Origin of the sequence: Reichenbachiella sp. (assembly GCF_965233835.1) — a bacterium.
In the GTDB taxonomy this organism is placed as follows: Bacteria; Bacteroidota; Bacteroidia; order Cytophagales; family Cyclobacteriaceae; genus Reichenbachiella.
The window spans coordinates 676349-698405 of sequence record NZ_OZ247585.1 but is presented as its reverse complement, the minus strand read 5'-3'; the positions used below and the strand labels follow the sequence as shown (position 1 = coordinate 698405).

12 protein-coding genes are annotated in these 22057 nt (G+C 41.5%); 6 read left to right on the top strand and 6 right to left on the bottom strand.

Features of this window, described 5'->3' with window-relative positions; all coding sequences use genetic code 11:
- The first annotated feature begins 213 nt into the window (after positions 1–213).
- Positions 214–861 (top strand): 7-cyano-7-deazaguanine synthase, encoded by a 648-nt coding sequence (locus ACO6S2_RS02930; protein ID WP_422361025.1) that lies wholly within the window; start codon positions 214–216, stop codon positions 859–861.
- Between the two features lie 25 nt (positions 862–886).
- Here ACO6S2_RS02930 and ACO6S2_RS02925 read toward each other — a convergent pair whose 3' ends face one another.
- From ACO6S2_RS02925 to ACO6S2_RS02905, 5 genes are all read right to left on the bottom strand, one after another.
- Positions 887–3265, bottom strand: a complete 2379-nt coding sequence (locus tag ACO6S2_RS02925) for a penicillin acylase family protein (RefSeq protein ID WP_422361024.1) — start codon at positions 3263–3265, stop codon at positions 887–889.
- A gap of 146 nt (positions 3266–3411) precedes the next feature.
- Positions 3412–8103 carry a putative Ig domain-containing protein gene (locus ACO6S2_RS02920; RefSeq protein WP_422361023.1) on the bottom strand — a complete coding sequence of 1564 codons (4692 nt, stop codon included), beginning with the start codon at positions 8101–8103 and terminating at the stop codon, positions 3412–3414.
- A gap of 144 nt (positions 8104–8247) precedes the next feature.
- Positions 8248–12117 carry a tetratricopeptide repeat protein gene (locus ACO6S2_RS02915; RefSeq protein ID WP_422361022.1) on the bottom strand — a complete coding sequence of 1290 codons (3870 nt, stop codon included), beginning with the start codon at positions 12115–12117 and terminating at the stop codon, positions 8248–8250.
- Positions 12114–13205: a TIGR03032 family protein gene (locus ACO6S2_RS02910; RefSeq protein ID WP_422361021.1), complete on the bottom strand. Its 1092-nt coding sequence runs from the start codon at positions 13203–13205 to the stop codon at positions 12114–12116. Before ACO6S2_RS02910 ends, ACO6S2_RS02915 begins: the two co-directional genes overlap by 4 nt.
- Before the next feature lie 71 nt (positions 13206–13276).
- A complete protein-coding gene (locus tag ACO6S2_RS02905) occupies positions 13277–13669 on the bottom strand; it encodes a TerB family tellurite resistance protein (RefSeq protein WP_422361020.1) in 393 nt (130 codons plus the stop codon).
- 118 nt (positions 13670–13787) lie between these two features.
- Here ACO6S2_RS02905 and ACO6S2_RS02900 point away from each other — a divergent pair, with 118 nt between their 5' ends.
- Positions 13788–15209, top strand: a complete 1422-nt coding sequence (locus ACO6S2_RS02900) for a pyridoxal phosphate-dependent decarboxylase family protein (RefSeq protein ID WP_422361019.1) — start codon at positions 13788–13790, stop codon at positions 15207–15209.
- Between the two features lie 7 nt (positions 15210–15216).
- On the opposite strand, the gene ACO6S2_RS02895 is transcribed toward ACO6S2_RS02900, so the two are convergent.
- Complete coding sequence (locus ACO6S2_RS02895; RefSeq protein WP_422361018.1) at positions 15217–15639, bottom strand: hypothetical protein; 423 nt, start codon at positions 15637–15639, stop codon at positions 15217–15219.
- A 177-nt stretch (positions 15640–15816) separates the two neighbouring features.
- Between ACO6S2_RS02895 and carB the strand changes: the two genes are divergently transcribed.
- The 4 genes from carB (at position 15817) to ACO6S2_RS02875 (ending at position 22029) form a co-directional block, all read left to right on the top strand.
- Entirely contained in the window at positions 15817–18633 is a 2817-nt protein-coding gene (gene carB, locus ACO6S2_RS02890) for a carbamoyl-phosphate synthase large subunit (RefSeq protein WP_422361017.1), read from the top strand.
- Positions 18634–18645: 12 nt separating this feature from the next.
- A complete protein-coding gene (locus ACO6S2_RS02885) occupies positions 18646–18906 on the top strand; it encodes a DUF4834 family protein (protein ID WP_422361016.1) in 261 nt (86 codons plus the stop codon).
- Between the two features lie 117 nt (positions 18907–19023).
- The gene (locus tag ACO6S2_RS02880; protein WP_422361015.1) at positions 19024–20898 is read left to right on the top strand and encodes a DUF3604 domain-containing protein; all 1875 of its coding nucleotides are present in this window, start codon (positions 19024–19026) and stop codon (positions 20896–20898) included.
- A 300-nt stretch (positions 20899–21198) separates the two neighbouring features.
- Entirely contained in the window at positions 21199–22029 is an 831-nt protein-coding gene (locus ACO6S2_RS02875; RefSeq protein ID WP_422361014.1) for a peptidyl-prolyl cis-trans isomerase, read from the top strand.
- The last annotated feature ends 28 nt before the right edge of the window (positions 22030–22057 follow it).

Below are 22057 nucleotides of genomic sequence, written 5' to 3'. Positions count from 1 at the left end.
TGTGTTGATATTTCCAAAAAATTATTCGATGACAAGAATACGGCTAACGAAATAGAATCGCCTAAAATCTTGATGCAAATTTTTCATCAAATCTGGTACGAGGAGTAATAGGAGGATGGTCGGTATCACGAAAGTCGAATGAGCCTGTCCAAAAAGACAATTTTGTCCTATTGTCTGATGGAATAAACCATTAAGTGATTAATTTCATAACCAATGGATGATAAACAGAAAAAGCCAGGTATTCTTTGTATGTTCTCCGGAGGACTGGACTCTACGGCTGTACTTCATAAACTGATCACGGAAGAAAAATATCGCGACTACGAATTAAATGTCCACCACATCCACATGATCAACAGAGAAAAACGGGCGAGGGCTGAAATGATTGCAGTCAAAAATATTCTGAATTATTACGTTGAGAACTATAACGTCCCCTTTGTTTACTCGCAGTGTGTTTTTAACTCTAACGGGTTTGATGCACTTCAAACCAAACGATTTCCTTTTGATGTAGACGTTTGTTCTTTTGTGGCGGGAAATGTATGCACCTCACATGGAAACATCAAGATAGTAACACGCGGCAGGACAAAAACAGATTTGGAAAACCGAACCGATAGTGTCGAAGAACAGCACCTTAAAACTTATGGCATTTTTGAAGTGGTACTCCAACTTGCCAAAATGGAAAAACCAGAATATCTCTATCCAGTCATGGACCTCACCAAAGAAGAAATCTGGAATTTGTTGCCTGATCAAGTTAGAAAAATGGCGTGGTGGTGTCGCCGACCAGTATATCTAGACGAAGACAGACCACAGGCTTGTAACAAATGTAAACCATGCCTTGATATGGCAAAAATTGGAATCCTGTAGCTCCGCTATTTCTTAAACAAAATGGTCATGGGGTCATTACCAAAACTCCATCCGCTTGGCTGATAATTTCTTCTTTGTTCATCAGTTGTCTTCGATAGTCCCCATTCACATACATCTCTGCCTGGTCATTGTAGTGAGGCGAGAAAATATTACCGGAGTTTCCTGTGGGTAGTATACTCCAGCTATTGCCTTCCACATCCGCAAAGTCTATAATTCGCCTGGTAGATGGTCCTGCAGTGACCTTGTACTTCCCGTCTGCTGTCCATTTATAGATATAATTATTAATTACTTCATTATTCCCAGGCACAGGAAAGGGCCCTACATTAAAATACTTTCTAAGCAAGTCAACAGCACCAAGTACATGCCCATGCTCCAGACTGTGCACTTTTCCCCACTGCCATTGATCTATATCTCCCCCCAACTGATTTTCTAATTCTATTAAGCCATCTGCAAAGGCTACAGTAATCACCTGAGATCGTGTTTCAACTTCAGGCGTTGCTGGATTGTCCCACCAAACAGAACTGTCATTAGCGAAAAGCGGCTGGAAGCTTCTTTTCATCAGGTGTGTTTTCATGTACGCATCGAATCCATCCTCACCTAATTTGTTAACAAAAATACCCTCCTGAATTTTATACACCAGTTTGTTGTAAATGGTAGGTGCTATATCATCTAATTCAAATGTTCCTGTCCAATCAGATAAGAGTTGAATCCCTTTTGCCTCATTTTCAGAATTAATCAATTTCACATCAATGGACTCCACTATGGAAGTTACCACTTCGGGAGAATTGTTAGAAGTCACATCTAGCATCATTTTTTTTGTATCCTCCACATCCCACTTTTTATCTTGGTCGAGCAAGAGCTTTATTCTACGAGCCCGGTCCTCTGGTAAGTAATAACCAGGTACTAGCACTCCGTTGGTTGTATCCGCCTGGTTATTGGCACTATAAGCATAGCCCCATGGCGCGTTTTCCGATTTTGGGTTATAACTAAAGTCGTAATAGCCTTGAACTTCGTGTTGCCCTGAAGTTCCATCCAGTATCAACTTGGAATTAACAGAATCTGCCCTTTTCAACAAATGAGCGGACGACCAACGTGCATAATTATTCTCAATATCTCCATACATTACATTGAGGCCTGGAGCATGAATTTTAGATGTGTTTTCGCGAGCTTCTACCAAAGAATTAGTATGAGAAAAACCATACGTCACTTCTAATATCTCTCCCGGTTTTTGGGTATATACCCAAAAAAGAGATACCGGAGGCCAGTCCTCTTCTAATTCCAACGCCTCGTTGATCACTGGGCCGTGATGCGTGGTTTTGATTTCCATTTCCACTGAAGTGGAATCCTTGATTAGAATAGTTTCCTTTCTAACCTGATAATCGCGGGATTCATTCCTGAACAGATATTGACCTGGGTTATCTGGATTGTCTTTTTCCCAGTAGAGGTCGATGTCATCATTTTCAAACATGGTGAGGCCCGTAGCATATCGTCTATTATGACCTATGATGGCGAATGGATAGCCAGCCAGATAGTAACCATAAAAACTAGTTTCAGGTGTTTCGATGTGTGCCTCATACCATACTGCTGGCTGAGAATAGGCAATATGCGGATCGTTGGCCATAATCACTTTTCCCGATTTGGTTTTGTCCGGACCAATCACCCAACTATTGCTTCCAATAAGTGGTGCGGCGGGTAGGTCCGTTAGAATTTTGTCTATTTGTAACGCCAATTCCTCTGTAGCGGGAAGCGTTGACGAAAGCAAGGCGCCTGTAGTGTTAGGATCAACATCCAGATCTTTGAGATATTCTTCTCCTAAATCCTGAAGAATCTTGGTAACCAATGGCTCGGTTTTTTGGGCAGCAGCAAAGCTGAAAGACATATAACCCATAGTATTGTATACATCTATCATGGAGAAGGGTGTCTTTTCTACTCCAATGATTGAAAATTCAATAGGGGTTGGGCCCTCTGCCACAAAGGCATTTACTCCATCCAAATAGGCGCTGGCAGCTGTCTGAATTTTTGAATCGCCATTGGCTTCAAACTCAGCCAGCATCTGTTCGGAATATTGCTGAATACCTAAAGCCCTGAATAGTTTATCAACTTTAAGAAGCTTACTTCCGAATATCTCAGAAAGTCTTCCAGGTGCAATCCTTCTCACCACTTCCATTTGCCAAAGTCGGTCTTGCGCGTGTGCATAACCCAATGCTCGATAGGCGTCTGCCTCATTTTCGGCATAGATGTGAGGTATGCCGTAATCATCGAAATAAATATCTGCTTGAGCTGAGAGGCCTGGAAGCTGAATTTCTCCCTTGTAATTTGGTTCCAATGAGCCTGCATACCAATAAGCGTAAGCAACAAGTACTACGGCGATAGCCAAAAGTGACGCTAGGATTTTCTTAATCATAATAGGAATAATGAGTTAAGCTATCAAGTTAATCACTCTAGCTTTTTCGAACAAATTGGCAAATTGTTTTAGGCGGACTCGTTACTAACAAAAACAGCCATAGAAAAACTCTACGGCTGTTTGTAGCATTCAAAATGTATTGTGAATTAATCTTTATTAATCTTATAAGTAGTTGTCGTGTTTTCGTTTACCAACTTTAATAGATAAAGACCCTTCTTCAAGTGTGCTATATCTATATCCACCACCATGGAAGCACGCGTTTGCTCTACCCTTGATTGATCTAGTAGCTGACCCGAGGCATTAAACATGTATAGATCTATCGTACCGATCATATCCGCAGGAGGTCTCAAGTGAAGTTGCCCTTCTGTAGGATTAGGATAGAGATGAACGCCATTAGGGTTACTTTCATCCACAGTTAATACAGAAGCAATTGCAATGTTGAATTCATCCGAAACAGAGGCCTCACCATCCGAAGCCGATACTTTGATAGCAATCGTTCGGTCAAAATCAGGGTCGTTTTCGACTGTTCCGTTGAACGCTCCAGATGCGCTGAAGCTTAGCCAGCTTGGTAGAGCAGAGCCATCTGCTAATGTTGCCGACAGCGTTAATACTTCGGACTCCACGTCAGAGAAGGTATTACTTGGCACGGTGTAACTGAACGCTTCAAAGCCGGTGGTGCTTTGATCCGGAATCGGATTAACCAATGTTGGTTCGTCATTCACCGGATTCACACTAATGTAAAAGCTATTCGAACCCGTTTCAAAATCTTCGTTGGCTACTGTGAAAGTAAAGAGGTCGAAAGTACTCTCGTCACCATTGTGCTCATAGCTCAGAAAGAACATGTCATCTTCGTCGAGCTGTTGATTCACAGTGATCGGGTTACCATCTAGCTTCAAAGTGCCTTGCGAAGGCAGCAGGGTCACCTTGAGGAGAGGAGATTCGTCACCTCCTGATGGATTGCTAATCAACAACTCATCTGCGGTAATATCTGCTTCTGCTCCTTCGTCTACCGTAAGTCCCTCACTTTCAACAGTAGGTTTATGAGACAAGAATTGTTTAGCAATAATGGCTTCATCACTTCCATCGGCATAACTGCTTTGCCATGCAACTGTATAACTTCCATCGGGACTTGATGCAATAGAGTTGTTTGTTGAGCCACTGGCGCTGATATCATTGATTTTCATCTCAGGGCCGATCGGGTCAAGGTCATGAGAAATTCTTCTGAGGTAAACGCTATACAAATCTGCTTCAACTTCATACTGAGTATAGCTGATCATAAAATCACCGTCATCAACAGATACGATATGTGCATCTACTTCACTTTCCAATTCACCAATATTCACAGCATCAGCTTCAAAAGATGTCCCGGAAGAGTACTTTCTTGACATTAGATAGTAGGCTTCCTCTCCCAAATCATACTCTGACCACGCTAAAATAAAGTCACCATCCTCATTTGCGGTAATGCCTGGGGGATAGGCATCGGCGTAGCTAGTTTCACTGAAGGCCAAGTCACTGACTATAGGTTCAAAAGATGAATCGAAAACATAAAATCCATTGTTTGTTCCATCATACTGATAGACGTAAGGTATTCCAATATCCCCGTCATCATTAATGGCCAATGACGCCAATATTGTAACATTTGAAGTTTCATTGATTTCAAACAGATTTTGATTGCCATTTGAATCAGGCACCCCTAATGGAGACACTACTTGGCCATAGATTCTATCCCATGTGTCTCCACTTGAATTTCTTGAAGACCAGATCACTTGAAAATCACCTTCATTGTTTATCGCAATATCAGGGTTTCGTTGATTGTTGCTTGTTTCTTCATTGATGATAAAATCATCCTTTACAACTTCTCCATCCCAATTGTAAACACTAGCTAAAATATCATCATCTTCACCTCCGGTGGTACTATAAGCATCCCACACGACCATGAAATTTCCTGAATCATCAAGGGCTACGGCTGGGTCGGAAGCCTGCTCCCCAGTTTCATTATTTATTTGAATCTCTGAGCCGATTCGAATTCCTTCATTGTTATATCGTTGCGCTTTAATGTTATAGTATTCATATGAAGCTGCATAATGATCCGCCCAGACTACCACAAAATCACCATCTGCATTTTGTGCAATATCAGGGTTATCCTGATCGTGAGAAGTAGCACTGTTTACAAGAAATTCATTGCCGTCATCGATATTTCCTGCCAACGGAGGAGCTATAGTTTTTGTATATACATTATACCCTCCACTATAATAGGCACCAACCGCGACAATTGCGTTCCCATCTAAATCAAGAGCAACTGCCACTCCATCCTGACCATTGTCTGGGTTGATTGCTTCAAAACTGTCATAGACCAATTCATTTTCATCATCAAGCATAGACATGGCCATATGACTATCACCGTAAGTTTGATTCCAAACTATCGCAAAGTCCCCATCAAGGTTAGCAGATATGTCTGGCATATCTGAGGTACTGGCATGAATAGTGAGCTCTTCCTCTTCGAAAATGGCCGTACCATCACTTTTGTATTTGCTTGCCAAAATACTCGAATAGGAACCAGCGCTTTCCGTGAAAGCAATCATGAAATCGCCCGATGCCTTATCCATTGCAATGACCTGGCGACGGGTCTGAGTATTGAAATTATTGGATATCCTGACATCATTCGCATCTAGGGCAGATGCGTTGCTGTCAAACCGTCTTATAAAAGTTTGATCCTCACCTCCTGTGACCCAAGATCCCCAGGTAACTACAAAACTATCATCGTCCTGTATGGCCACGTCAGGATAATTTCTGTTTCCAGTAAATGTACTGGCATTCACTTTGAACTCATCTCCGCCAAACGACCCCGGGCCATTAACCACCCTCGCATTAATTTCACTTCCATAACTACCCTCCCAAACGATCACAGCATCTCCATCACTATTAATATCTACTGAAGGTTCGCTCAACGAATAAAAGGTAGTGCTTTCTTGATCAACACGAAATTCCGAACCATCAGGAGAGCCATCGGAATTATACATCTGGGCGAAAATTCCCGTTCGAGAAGATCCAGCATATCCGCTCCATGTTACGATAAAATGACCGGATCCGTCTATGGCCACATCAGGTGACGATTGGTTGTTATCTGTCGTGGTGTTGATTTGAAACTCTGATCCGTTTTTCGTGCCGTCTGGATTATACTGTTGACCAATAATCCCCGATCCATCAGCACTTGACTCTCCTTGCCAAACAACCACAAAGTTGCCATTGAGATCAACATCTACGGCTGGCTGATGCTGGTAGCCTGTACTGTATTCATTGACTTGATTTTCGTCCACGATACAATAGGGCTCATTTTTCGGGTCACTATATTTTTTGAAGTAAACTCCCGTTCCCTCACAATCCTGATTTTCCTCACAGGGATCATTGAGTCCAAATTCTGCATCCTCCCAAGCCGCTACAAAATCTCCTTTGGCATTCATAGCAATAGCAGGATTGGAGGCCTCTTCTTCTCCACCGGTGTCGAGAAAAACCAAGTCCTCGTGACGACCACCCAATTGATTGAATCGTACACCAAGAATTTCACTGTATCCTCCAGAGCGCTCTAAGTCATAAATTACCGTAAATGCTCCGTCTTTGTCTGAGGCGATCGCTGGCTCATACAGGTCTGCGGACGGGGTATTTTCGACGGTGATCTGGCACAATTCATTTCCTTCGTTATCGAATTTTTTTACGTAGATATACTCTTGCGAAAAATTGTTGTACTCATCATGCCAGACTATAGCATAACTACCGTCTTTATTAAGAGCAACATCTGGATCGTTGAGACGATCTGTAGAATATTCCTGTACAATTTGGTCAGATTCTAACGCTTCGTTTTCGCGGTATCGTTTTGAATAAATGGTATAATTTTGTTCCATTTCAGGGTATTCATAATAATAGTATGACCCTTCCCAAACGATAATAAAATTCCCATCATTGGCTATATCAACAGCAGGTGAGCCTGCGAATTTATAATGAGTATAATCATTATAATAAGAATCGCTGACCTCTATCTCTAGATCCGAAGAATTTTCATTGTCAACATACCTCGCTTTAACATAATCTGCTTGCTCATTGCCATCATATGATTCCCAAACTATGGCAAAATTTCCATTTTCATCAAGCGCCACGTCTGGACTATCAACGCTTTCGTATGCTGTGTTGGTACCTTCCTCAAGCGTGTAGGGGCCATCTGCGATTATATTTTCTCCATCTACCTCATATCGCATGTATTTGATTGAAAAAGTGCTGTAAGGAGTGGTTGCCTCCATAGAGGTCCAAGCGACTACAAAATCTCCTTCATTATTGAGAGAAACGGAGGGGTCTGTATTTACAAATGAATCGTCAGTAACCGTGAATTCTATACTCTCACCATCACTGCCAAACCCTTTGCCCATGATTTGATTGCTAGAAGATTCCCAGACAAACGCCGATTCTCCCAGGTCATTCATCGCTGCATCAGGATTCTCTTGGTCTCCATCCGTATCGCTATTCAGCAAAGTTTTATCCACGGACAGGGACTTTGGGATACCTATACCGGTAGGCCCAGAAGACGCAAGCCCTTCTGTGTGAGTCGTGGAGATGAGCCCCAAACTTAAAGCCAAAGATCCTCTGGCTGCGGTCAGCTTCAACCGAACGGTGAGCTGTTCAATTTTTTCTTTGAGTTTTCGTAGCCTAGATAAGAGTTGGTATCTTCTTCGAGCAGTGAGTTCTTGAAAGGTGTGGTTGGCTATTCTTTTTTCAAATCGAGTTTGAAGTTTTCTGAATTTCCGTATCGCTCTACGGTACTCCAGATAGAGATAGTTTTGGTGCTTCATTGTTCTCAAGTTATCTAGACAGCCCTGCAAAAACTGCCTGGGTGGATATCTTAAATTCTAGCTGGTTGAAACACAGTCAATAAATATACTAAAAATAATAAAGCCTAGGGTTAGTTTGGATCACAAATTTGTGAGGTGTGAAACCTAATTGATTGTTTTGAATGTATTCAGGAGAAATTGCTCTATCTCATCTATTACCCCTCTCTGCTCAAACAACCGAGAAGCATGGGTGTTGTACCTTTCAATGAGTTGCCTTCTTTTACCCTTATCAGCTGCCAGTTGGACAGCCAAATCGACATACTCTTTTGAGTCCTTGGGAATATATTCCTCCAAGTTCAATATGCGGTAAATCGCTTCAGTGTACTTTCCTCGCTGAAACTTGCCGGGTAAAGTCACCACTGGCACTCCCATTTGTAAGGTTTCATAAGTCGTATTCGCTCCACTGTAATGTGGTGGATCCAGGCAGACATCTGCCAATTTGATCAATTGAAGGTACTCCTGATGTGGTATCCTTCTAATAATCCGAATGCGGTCTATATACTCATTGAGCGTTAATTTAAACCGATTAAGCAGTTGTTCAACCAGCTTCTCTTGTTTGGGAGTAGTCAGACAAATCAATGCCTTATCATCCCGCTCCAAAATTCCTAACAATAGTTCATCAAAATCCGGGTGAATTTTACTCATACTCTGTACACAGAGATAAATTCTTCGATCTTCGGGTAAATCAAAATCTGCTCTGCGCTTTGAAGCAATCGATTCACCAACTCGATAATAGTAGGTGGGAAGATTTTCAAATAAAACGACCTGCTCTGAGTAATGGTCCTCATAACCTCTGTTTTCCAACCATTTGCTAGACCAGTAGTAGTTCACTCGTGGATTGCCTGAGGTAAAAGCGCTTCCCCAGCTTGATATCTGGACTCTGGCTAGTTGATAAAACGGCAAAAAATAATTGAGGGAATCAGAGCCTATTTCCCAATAATACAGAAAGTCAAAGTTGAGTGCAGCTACCTCCTGGATGGCTTGACTAAGTTGCTTTGAAAAAGAGACGTAGGCGACCTCCTTTCTACCAACGAAGGCCTTGATATTTTCCAAAGCTTCGCCGCCATTGGCCAATACTACAATATCAAATTTTTCTGTTGACAGGTTTCTAATAATACCTCCGGCGTCTTTCATAAAGACTCCTTCGTGAGACTGAGTTACCAAAAATCCTACTTTTGGCTTTGCATTTTTAGGCTCTAAGTTGACAGGCTGTATTCTCTTGGCATAAAAGTCTCCCCAGAGTGATTTAATCTCCTTTACATTTTTACCCTGGTAGGTAAAACTGAATGATGGAAAGGCATAGGACTGTTCTACTTTCTCAATAGGCAAACTCATCGGGACGAGTTGATCGTATTGCTGAAGTGTTGATTTTGTTTCTCTTCTATATTTCTCTATTTCCTCATTGCTCGGTGCAATATTGGGGCACATGGTCTTTATATGCAGCTTGAATAAATCATCCTCTTCCAACCGTTCTATAATGCGAGCGTAAACTTTCTTGGCTGCAGGTATGTCACCAGCATGCTCGTAGGCCAAACCTAAATTAACAAAGGCAGATTGTTGCATTGGATCGACTTCGGCTGACCTCATGAGTAAAGGAATCGCCTCTTCAAACTGGCGATTTTCTAACAAAAGTCCACCAAAATTATTAAGGATTTCCGCATCGTCAGGAGCCAGTTCCATTGCCTTTTTATAGGCAATAAATGCATCCCGGTTTTGACCCAAGTCAGACAACAGTTCAGCAAACCGCTTGAGTATTTCAGCATTGGTTGGGTCCAGCTGCCTAGCCTTATTCAGCGCATCAAAGGCTGGTTTGAGCTGGTGTTGCTGCTTGTACAAAAGCCCTTTTTTCATCCAATTCATAGCCGGACTGACCTCTTCTTCAAGGTCGTCTGATTGATCTCTTTGTGTAATTTTTTCAATGAATGTTTCCAATTCAACTACGGTCTCCTGATCTTCAAAAAACAGGTATTTGTTATCGGCAATTTTTTTGGAAACGCTTTCATAAAAATCGCCATCTGTAGCGGTTCGAATAGCCAGGTTTACATAACCTTCAATACTTTCCGCCAACAAATCCTTAAAACCCATTTGGGTGTAAGCAGCAGCCGTATACCTTCCTCGGTGAAAACCAACGGGCAAGGTGACTACAGGCTTGTTAAGTGCGAATGCATCTCCATTGGTATTGGCTCCGCCATTATAATACAATGTATCAAGCACCACATTGGCAAGGTTAAGTATATTGAAATAGCCAGGTTTGTCCTGCCTGGGTAGCACGAGTACTCGGTCTGAGTTAGCACTACAGCTCTTCTTCAACCTGATTTCTAGCGCTTCACTCACCAATGATTGCTTGTCCCCGAGGAAGGCAACCACACCTTTTTTATCCTTCTCCAAAATGCTTTTGACTACTTCATCAAAGTCGGGGTGCACTTTTTTTACATTCTGAACACACAGATAGATCCGAGTGTCTTCCTCTATACCAAAATCGGTTTTGGTTTGATTGAGTTCAGGTATTTCGGGTGGAAAATAATAGGCTGGAAGTTTTTTGAACAGTACGAGTTGTTCGTTGTAGTCTTTTTGGTCACCTTCGTGGTCTAAGCCATGACAGGAGATAAAATAATCCATCGTTGGGATACCAGAAGTGGTTGGCCACCCCCAGGAAGTCGCCTGTATCCTGGCTGGTTTGAAATAGGGAATGAAATAATTATAGGCATCGGTCCCTACCTCCCAATAGTACAATAAATCAAAATTCAGTGAACTCAGCATGTGGACACCTTGACCCAAGGATTTAGGTAAACTAAGCAGTTTTATTGCTGGGTTGTCCATGGCTGGTTTGACGATCTTTTCGCCATTGGGAAAACTACAAACCACAGTGATGTCAAATTTATCTGTTGATAGACGGTTAATTAAACCACGCATACATTTCAGAAATACTCCTTCGTGCCCGCCTGTTACCACAAATCCAATCTGAGGTTTATCATTAGGCTTCTTAGGTAGCTGTACCTGTGGAATACCCTTAAAAAGTTCGCTATACTTCTTTTTGACTTCGAAGTCATTTTTTCCGTGATAGATTAAGCCCGCAGGAGGATAGACATCTAGTTGGGTCAATTGATCGGCATCAATATTTATTTTTTTCGTTTTTATCAGACTCAACTGTTCGTTAACATGTTTTCGAAACTGATCAATTTCAGAAGCAGATGAGAATACTGTCGGTTCAATAATTTCCGCCTTCCAAGAGATTAAAGGGTTGTTTTCCTTCAATTTTGCCAGTCTTAGCCAATAGGCTTTTGCCTTTTCTATCTGACCCGTTTTTTCATGAATCAGCGCAAGATTTCGAACACTGTCACTATAATTTGGGTCCGTCTCTAGCGCATTTTCATAACAAGCTATGGCTTCATCGTATTCATCCCACTCCTGATGAGCCACCGCCAAGTTGTTTAGGGCCTTAATCGATTTGGGGTCAAGTTCTATGGCTGACTTCAAATACTCCTTAGCGGATTTGAAATTTCCGGTTTCCAGCATTAAAGTACCCAACTGAAAAAATGCCGGATAAAAACCGGGTTTTTTTTCAATTACCTCTTTAAAAAGATCCGCGGCCTCAACGTAGGCTCCTGTTTTTTTCAGCACAGTTCCCAGCTTTTGTTTTGCCTCAATAAAGTTTGGGTCTGAGCTTATTACCTTTCGAAGTAAATGAACTGCTTTATCATTTTGGCCTACACGCTGAAGTGTCTCGGCAAAATTGGTATTGTAGGCAGGGTGATCTGGCATAATTGCCACGGTCTTTTCAAACCAGCTAATGGCCACTTTGTACTCTGCTTTTTGTGCATGTATTAAAGCAAGCCTGTGATAGGGCTCAGGCTGACTGCTCATATCTTTTGTTAGTTGCTTGTAAAGGACTATGGCTTTGGCAAGATCACCCGACTGATGTGCCAGAGTAGCCTCCTGTAGCAACTGATCATAATAAGCTTTGGCCGAAATCATTCCTCTTTAGACTTTTCATCCCCCTCCTCATTAGGAATTGCCCAAAATCCTTGGTTGGGCATCGACAACCCACTTCTAAAATCATCAGTATTTACACCCAAAATGCCAGGTCTAGCCATGTTGCTTATGATTTTGATATCATAAATTTCTTCCAGGCTGTTTTCGTACCGAATATGACCCACAATGTTTCCAGTATTCGCATCTACCACAATTACTCCAGGGAAAATCGATTCCTGCGCAATGGGAAGATTTTTGAAAGTAGGGCTCGATTTTCTCATTTTAGAAAGTCCGATGAAAAGCAGATTACCATAACGGGACATGCCTCTAACGAAACCGGGGATTTTTGTCATCACGTCATACTTACCCGTCTGTTGATCCACAGAAATAAGTTCACCAGTAGCTGAAAGAAGCACAAAAAGTTTATTGCCTTCGACTCGAGGCGAATGAGGCATGGCAAGGTTAGAGGTAATTATTTCACCAGTAGGTACATGCATCAGTACCCCACCTTTAGTTTTATTCTCTCTCCACCCAAAAGCGGAATCTGAAGTTCCCAAAGCGGTTACGTATTCCGGCTTGCCATCTTTCATCGCCATGCCATTCAAATGGCAACGATCTTCCGGCACCAAATCTGAAACGAACTTGGGTTTCCATTTGGGTTCAAAACTATACTCATCATTAATCAATGATAAACATGAAAACCGAGTATTTACCCCCCAAAGCCCTTCCTGACCCCAAGCCATATCGTGCATGTCCACTTCACCGGTGAAATAAAGTGCTCTTGGCATAAACAGTCCTGTATAAGTATTAGGCATTTTAGGGTAACCCTTGGCTAGTGAGGGCGTGTTTTTCAAGACCACAACCTCTTCCTGAGTGGCTATAGCCATTTTACCATTATGATAAGCCATGCCCATGGCCTTCTTAAAATCTCTGGGTAATTGAATCAAACCCTCCTCACTACTCGCACTTATAAAAATTACCTTCCCGGCTTGGTAAGTGGTGATCGCAAGAGTGAGTTTGTTTTTCCAAAGAATTTCTGGAATATTGGGGCTATACGTGCTATAAAATGGAGGTAATTCAGATTGTGGCATTCCAAAGAAATTTTAAGCTAGGAATAAAGATAGAAATTTCACTGGAACTGAAATTGAGGTTGGACCATCGGCTATTTCAAAAACTCACTGACCTTCTTCTTGAGTTGGAGCTTTTCTTCTCGGATGACAATATTTTTGTGCACATGTGGATACATCTCCATCACAGCACCCAAACCATAGCCTAGTTTCATTGCAATTTTTTGACAATACAATACCTCTTCATTATAGATTTCGTCATCAATTTTCATGAGTTGAATGATACTGTACAGAAACTCGAATTTATCATCCTCATCTAAAGCTTTTAAATCTCCCAATTGACCTGGGTTATCAATGATTTGTTGGATTCCGTCTCGCTTCATACCATGGGCTTCGCCGATGCGATAGATCAGCCTGAGCTCGCGCTCATCCATGTCTCCATCGCTATTGGCTAGTTGAGCTAGTGCTTTGAGTTGTTCCTTTACCATAAGATTGAAACGAAATGATTAACTGTAAGATACCTAATTTTTGAATAGTTGAAATAAGAACATTGAATGCCCCAACAATTATTTCTATATTGAATAATATCAAATTAAACCGTTCCAAATGAGTTTAGACTTTACCCAGAAAGAGTACCAGGCCCTCCTACAACAAGCCTCGAATATTGTTTTGAGCTGGCATGAAAAACTATCCACAGACAAGACCTATCAGAATCCTTCTCCTCAAGAAATCCGAAAATTTTTTGATGAACCACTACCTAAAGACTCATCATCTGCAGCCGATCTACTGAATCAAATCGATAACCAAGTACATGCTCACTCGAACTTGAATGCCAGTCCCAACTATTACGGCTACATCACAGGAGGAGGAAATCAGACTGCCGTGCTAGCCGAATTACTCAAAAATGCTCTCAATCAAAACAACCTAAAATGGCACAGTGCCCCAGCTAATTCTGAAATCGAAAAGATTGTAATCAAATGGGTTTGCCAGTTCATCGGATATCCCGAAACTGCCGGAGGTGTAATGGTAAGCGGTGGCTCTGTGGCCAATTTTCTTAACCTCGCTGTCATGCGAAAAATAAAATGTCCTATAGATGTAGCCAATGAAGGCATGCATCAAGCACCAAAAATGACAGTTTATGCCTCTGAACAAGGGCATAGCAGCATTGACAAAGGCATGGACATGCTGGGTATGGGTAAAAAATATTTACGAAAGATCGGCGTAGACGACAATTTTCAAGTTTCAATTCAAGAAATGGAGAAACAAATACTGGCAGATAAGGAAGCTGGACTGCTCCCCATAGGGATAGTAGGCATGGCGGGTACTACCAACTCTGGAGCCGTAGATGACTTGAATGCCCTAGCAGATCTTGCTGAAAAGCATGATTTATGGTATGTAGTAGATGCGGCTTATGGCGGGCCCGCGGCATCGACAGATATAGCTGGTCACTTGTTTTCCGGAATGGAACGAGCCGATTCGATTCTGATCAATCCTCACAAATGGTTTTATGTTCCGTTTGAAGTGGCCTGTGTGATTGTAAAGGACAGAGAAAAACTGAGAAATACCTTTTCATTGGTTCCGGACTATCTGACAGCAGGGTCAGATGACAAAGAGGATTTAATGGACTTCAATCTTCAGCTCACCAAAGACTTCAAAGCACTCAAGGTTTGGATGACTTTTAAAACTTACGGTGCAGATAAACTCAAAGCAGCTATTAGTAATGATATCTCTAACGCACAATACGCAGCAAAGCTCATAGAGGAAAGTCAGGATTTTGAGTTGCTCGCTCCAGTACCTTTATCTATCGTGTGCTTCCGATATATCGGTGATGGCAAACAGAGCAAGCAGAATTTAGATGACATAAATTCTAAACTCCTTAATTCAATTGAAGCTGACGGACGCATATTTTTTGCCGGCACCAAAATCAACGGCCAAGTATCCTTGAGAATCAGCCTTACTAATCATCGAAGAACTAAAAAAGATATTGACTACTTGTTTGAAGTGATGAGAGAACTTGCCAAATCATAGTTTGGTATTACTTTGTCAAAAACAAATACACGTCATCTACAAGTTGAAGCTTGACCTTGTTGTTGGCCACCTCCAAAATAGTATAAGGAATGCCGTACTTATCACCATCATTAGTCAGGTTCAGAAGGGTATCTGATGGTACTTCCCAGTTTAGGGTATGAACTAGTGTATCTGCGCCGAATATGCAATTTTTATAACCGAAAGCGTTAATAGTGATTTTACCATCGGACTTAATGTTCATTTCACCATTCATGGTGTAATTGATAGAATCATTCGCCGGGGCGGTTTTGTCAGGATAAGTCACCCATTGAACATTCCAATCGCCTACCAATCCTTCAGCAATTTCAGCTGTTTTTTCTTTGGTGGAATCACAAGAGTAAATAGAAAAAAGCGCAACTATAAGCGCTAAGGTTAGTCGTATTTTCTTCATAGCATTTTTTAATTGAAGGCTAAAATTAACACCATATTTCTTTAAAGATCAAAAAGCTTGAGGAAGTAGGTTAAGAAAATTACGAGACTATGCGCTCAATACTTTTTATTACGCCCAATAGCATCTAGATTTGCGCAATTTTAGAGTATCCATACTATCAAATAAAAAACATCCGCAATGCCAAAGGACAATAGCATCAAATCAGTACTCATCATTGGAAGCGGCCCTATCGTTATCGGACAGGCCTGTGAATTCGATTATTCTGGATCACAAGCAGCAAGATCCCTTAGGGAAGAAGGAATCGAAGTGACGTTGATCAATTCGAATCCGGCGACCATTATGACTGATGAAGTAACAGCGGACAACATTTACCTCAAGCCCCTTACAAAACAATCCATTCGAGAAATCCTCGAAAAACACGATAACATCGATGCAGTCTTGCCTACCATGGGTGGTCAGACTGCTTTGAACCTAGCCATGGACTGCGACAAAGCAGGCATATGGAAGAAGCACAATGTGCGAATCCTAGGTTCTAATTTCGATGCGATCGAAACTACGGAAGACCGAGAAAAATTCAGATTGCTTATGCAAAAGCTGAATGTTGGTGTTTGTAAAGGAAGAACAGCGACTTCATTCCTAGAAGGAAAGGAGATCGCGCAAGAAATTGGCTTTCCACTAATCATTCGTTCGTCATACACCCTTGGTGGTGCAGGCGGTGGATTTGTGGAAAACCCTGAAGATTTTGACAAGGCACTCAACGCCGGACTTCACGCTTCACCTATTCACGAAGTGTTGATAGAGCAAAGTATCCTTGGTTGGAAAGAATACGAGCTGGAAGTGATGCGAGACAACATTGGAAACTTCATCGTGATCTGTTCGATTGAGAACTTTGATCCAATGGGTGTGCATACTGGAGACTCTATCACGGTGGCTCCAGCCATGACACTACCAGATACGGTTTACCAACACATGAGAAATCTGGCCATCAAAATGCTAGATGGTATCGGGCAGTTTGCTGGTGGATGTAATGTACAGTTTGCCGTGCATCCTGAGACTGATGAAATCATTGGTATCGAGATCAACCCTCGAGTTTCTCGTTCTTCGGCTTTGGCTTCTAAGGCTACTGGTTATCCTATCGCGAAAATTGCTGCTAAGCTGGCGATTGGTTACAACCTGGATGAACTAAACAACCAGATTACCAAAACGACTTCAGCCTTCTTCGAGCCTACGATCGATTATGTAATCGTAAAAGTGCCTCGTTGGAACTTTGACAAATTCAAAGGATCTGATAGACACCTCGGTTTGCAAATGAAGTCTGTGGGGGAAGCCATGGGTATTGGCCGAAACTTCCAGGAGGCTTTGCAAAAGGCTTGTCAGTCTTTGGAGATCAAAAGAAATGGATTAGGTGCGGATGGTCGCGAATTGAAAAGCCACGACGAATTGCTTTATAGTTTGAAGCACCCGAGTTGGAACAGACTTTTCCATGTGTATGACTCATTCAAGTTGGGCATTCCGTTCAAAACTATTCATAACCTGACTCGAATCGACCCTTGGTTCTTGAACCAAATCGAAGAGTTGATCAAGCTGGAGAATGAAATTGAAAAATATAAGCTCGATACGATTCCCAAAGATCTTTTGCTCAAAGCAAAGAAAAAGGGATACGCAGACAGGCAAATTGCTCATTTGATAGATTGTTTGGAGAGCGAAGTATTCGCCAAGAGACAAGAATTAGACATCAAGCGAACATACAAGCTGGTAGACACTTGCGCCGCGGAGTTCGATGCAAAGACGCCTTACTACTACTCTACTTTCGAAGAAGAGAATGAATCTACGCCTTCGGACAAAAAGAAAATTATTGTACTAGGGTCTGGACCAAATAGAATTGGGCAGGGCATCGAGTTTGACTACTCTTGTGTGCATGGAATTCTTGCTGCCAAAGAGTGCGGTTACGAGACCATTATGATCAATTGTAATCCTGAGACGGTTTCTACAGACTTTGATATTGCCGATAAGCTTTACTTCGAGCCAGTATTCTGGGAGCACATTTATGAAATCATCCTTTTGGAAAAACCTGAAGGAGTCATCGTACAGTTAGGTGGACAAACTGCTTTGAAATTGGCAGAAAAGCTCGAACGATACGGTATCAAAATCATTGGAACCAGCTTCAAAGCGCTTGACTTAGCAGAAGATAGAGGCTCATTCTCTTCACTACTTAAAGAAAATGATATTCCTTATCCAAAATTTGGCGTAATCGAAACGGCAGATGAAGCGCTTGAGCTTTCTAAAGAACTCGGATTTCCGCTCTTGGTTAGACCTTCGTATGTGCTGGGTGGACAAGGTATGAAGATCGTGATCAACGAGGAAGAGCTGGAATCTCACGTAGTGGAGTTGTTTAGACAAATCCCGGGCAACAGAGTGATGCTCGATCATTTCTTAGATGGCGCACTAGAAGCAGAGGCTGATGCAATTTGTGATGGTGAAAATGTGCACATCATAGGTATCATGCAGCACATCGAACCGGCAGGTATTCACTCCGGAGATTCGTTCGCGGTATTGCCTCCGTTCAACCTTGGTGATTTAGTCATCAGAAAGATCGAAGACTACACAAGAAAAATTGCCACAGCATTAGATACGGTTGGTTTGATCAACATTCAATTTGCAGTGAAAAACGATGAAGTGTATATCATTGAAGCGAACCCAAGGGCATCAAGAACGGTACCTTTCATTTGTAAAGCATACCAAGAGCCGTATGTAAACTATGCTGTGAAAGTAATGCTTGGAGACAAGAAGGTGACAGACTTTAAGTTCAATCCTAAGAAAGAAGGATACGCGATCAAGGAGCCTGTATTCTCGTTCCACAAATTCCCGAATGTAAATAAGGAATTAGGGCCAGAGATGAAATCTACTGGTGAATCGATCTACTTTATCGATGACTTGATGGACGATTATTTCATGGAATTGTATTCAGAACGAAACCTATATCTCAGTCGATAAGTAAAAGACACTATGTTTAAGTTTTTACTCCTCTTATTTGTTTTCATTTGGGTCATTGCCAAACTCGGTGGGTTCATTCTTCGAACGCTATTCGGGGGCTTCACCACACAAGCTCGTCAGCAGACTTATCAGTCACAAGGGCAACGCAGTCAGCAGAGACAACCCAGAGATGGAAACGTGAGCATTGATTACAACCCAAGAGACAGACAAAAGTCTAAAGACGGTGGAAACTTCAAGGGTGGTGATTATGTGAACTATGAAGAATTGGAGTGATTCTTGACTAAGAAAATATTGAAAAAGTCTAGTGAAATTCACTAGACTTTTTTTGTACCCGAATTATTTATTAATTCTAATTTGTTAGATTGAGGTAAATAATAACTTAAAACCGTAATGAATACCTCAATCAAAACTGCACTTCTTGCCTTTATTGTAGCTGCTTGTTCGAGTCCTCAAAACAATGCCCCTGAAGCAGAAGCCACTGACACCACAAATACAGCTTCGAATGGATACCCCACTGAAGTCTATTTTGGAGATACCCATCTTCATACTGATTTATCTATGGATGCCGGTGCTTTTGGCAACCGAATCGGACTAGATGAAGCTTATCGATTCGCCAAAGGAGAAGAAGTCACTTCCTCCACTGGGATAAAAGCTAAACTCTCTCGTCCATTGGACTTTCTAGTAGTGGCTGACCACTCTGATGGTATGGGTCTATTTCAAGCCATTATCAACGGGGATGAATGGGTAATGAAATATGCACAAGGTAAACGCTGGCATAAGTTGATCAAAGATGGTCAAGGACCCGTGGCTGCACTAGAGTTGATCAAGGCATTTTCTCAGAATGAAATGGAAATGGACCCAAACCAGCCGGAGCTTCAAAAGTCTGTTTGGAAGTCAACCATTGATGCAGCAGAAAAGTATAATGAGCCGGGTAAATTCACTGCCTTTATTGGTTCTGAGTGGACTTCTTTGATTGCAGGAGCAAACCTTCACCGTGTAGTAGTTTATCGTGATGGTGGAGACAAAGCCATTCAGAAATTGGCCCCAACTACAAGTGCTGGCCTAAAGCCAGATCCAGAATATCTTTGGAAATACATGGATGATTATGAAAAATTAACCGGAGGAAACATATTGGCCATTGCTCACAATGGCAATTTATCTAATGGAATCATGTTCGCAGAAACTAGAGTGAATGGTGAACCTATGGATGAATCTTATGTAAAAGAAAGAATAAAAAGAGAGCCTCTTTACGAAGTGACTCAAATAAAGGGAGATGGCGAATCACACCCTTTTCTTTCTCCAAATGACGAATTTGCTGATTTTGAAAATTGGGCGTTTGGCAACCTTGATCTAAGTGAAGCAAAAACTAACGAAATGTTGGTAGGAGAATACGGCCGTTCTGCTTTGAAGCTTGGATTGAAACTGAAAAACCAATTAGGTACCAACCCATACAAATTTGGAATGATCGGCTCGACCGATTCTCATACTACTTTAGCTACTGCTGATGACAACAACTTCTTTGGCAAAGCTGTAAATGTAGAAGGAGGAAAAGACAGATGGGAGCATCCATTTGTAGTCTCTTCAAAAGTGGATGGTTTGCAAATCATGACATGGCAAACCTTGGCTTCAGGTTATGCCGCTGTTTGGGCTCAAGAAAATACCCGTGAGTCTATTTTTGATGCAATGAATCGAAAGGAGACTTATGCAACCACAGGACCAAGAATGAAAGTACGTTTCTTTGGAGGATATGAATTCACTGATGCCGATGTAGAAGGTGATTTTGTGAAAAATGGATATGAAAAAGGCGTTCCTATGGGTGGAGACCTGTCTAAAAGCGATAAGGCGCCAAGCTTTATTGTACAATCCAGTATGGATCCAGAAGGAGGTAGTTTAGACAGAATTCAAATCATAAAAGGATGGGCCAATGCTGACGGTTCGCTCAATGAAAAGGTATATGATGTTGTTTGGGCAGGAGACCGTAACGTGGACGAAAATGGTAAAGTACCTGCCGTTGGCAATACTGTAAATGTAGAAGACGCTACCTGGGACAACTCAGTCGGTGCTACTGAGCTAAGAAAAGTATGGACTGACCCTGATTTCGATCCAGCATTGGAGGCTTTCTATTATGTAAGGGTCATAGAAATTCCAACGCCAAGATGGACACTTTATGATCAAGTAAGATTGGGTACTGAGCTTGGAGAAGAAGTGCCATTAACAGCTCAGCAAAGAGCTTATTCGTCTCCTATCTGGTATTCGCCAAAATAATTCAGACATGAGCAGTCAAAATATGATCAAAACCGCAATTAATCTTGCGGTTTTTTTTGCGTTTTCCCCTGATACTTGGATGTCAAAGACTACATTGATAAATTGACAGAACATGTATTTCATTGTATCAAAAACCCTCTGCCTTCTGGAACAGCAGCCATTTTTTTCAAAAAATTTCCTGTTATTCTTTATGATATGGCAACGAATGCCTCCTTGGGGGTCATTGCTTTAATTTAATATTGAATCAGTCCTTTTATCGGAGAAATACTAATTTAGAGTACCTTTTCAATACTGCGTTTTATGATCAAAAACTTACTCAAAGAACCGCTCATTCATTTTGCCCTTATTGGGCTTAGTTTGTTCGTTCTTTTTTCTTTTGTCAATACAGAAGAGTCCGAAACTGAAATCGTCATTGATGAATACGATTTAAATGAAATCGTTTCGAAATGGAAGTTGCAATGGCAACGAGACCCCACCCCACAAGAATTGAAAGGATTGTTGGATGGATACATCAAACAAGAAATTATGTATCGAGAAGCGCTTGCAATGAATCTTGATCACAACGATGAAATTATCCGAAGACGAATGGCACAAAAGGTGCAATTTTTGACGCAAGACATAGTGGAAAGAGTAGAACCAAAAGAAGAAGAACTGCAGGCCTACTTGAAGGAAAACCAAAACAACTATAAAAGTGAAAAGCTAATCAGTTTTGAACATATATACTTTAGCAATGATCTTCGAAAAGATGCAAAATCAGATGCGGCAAAGGCTCTTCAATCCAATAATCTTATTGGAGATAGTTCCCCGATTCGCAACTCTTTTAAGGATGCCTCCGTGACCAAAATTTCTGGAGAACTAGGAGAAAGGTTTACCGATAGCTTGGAGAAATTAGAAGTTAGTGATTCCTGGCAAGGCCCCATTGAATCAGGTCTTGGGTATCATCTCGTTATCGTTTCGAATATCGTTGATTCTCGAAACTTAGAACTTCATGAAGTTCTTAAAAAAGTAAAAACCGATTACCAATATGATATGCGAAATCAACTCAATGACAACTTGTATGAGTCCTTGTTGAAAAAATATGAGGTGTCTATTGAGCTTGATGATGAACGATTAAAAACATTGGGCGACTGATGAAAAGACTGTTCATTCTTCTAATATT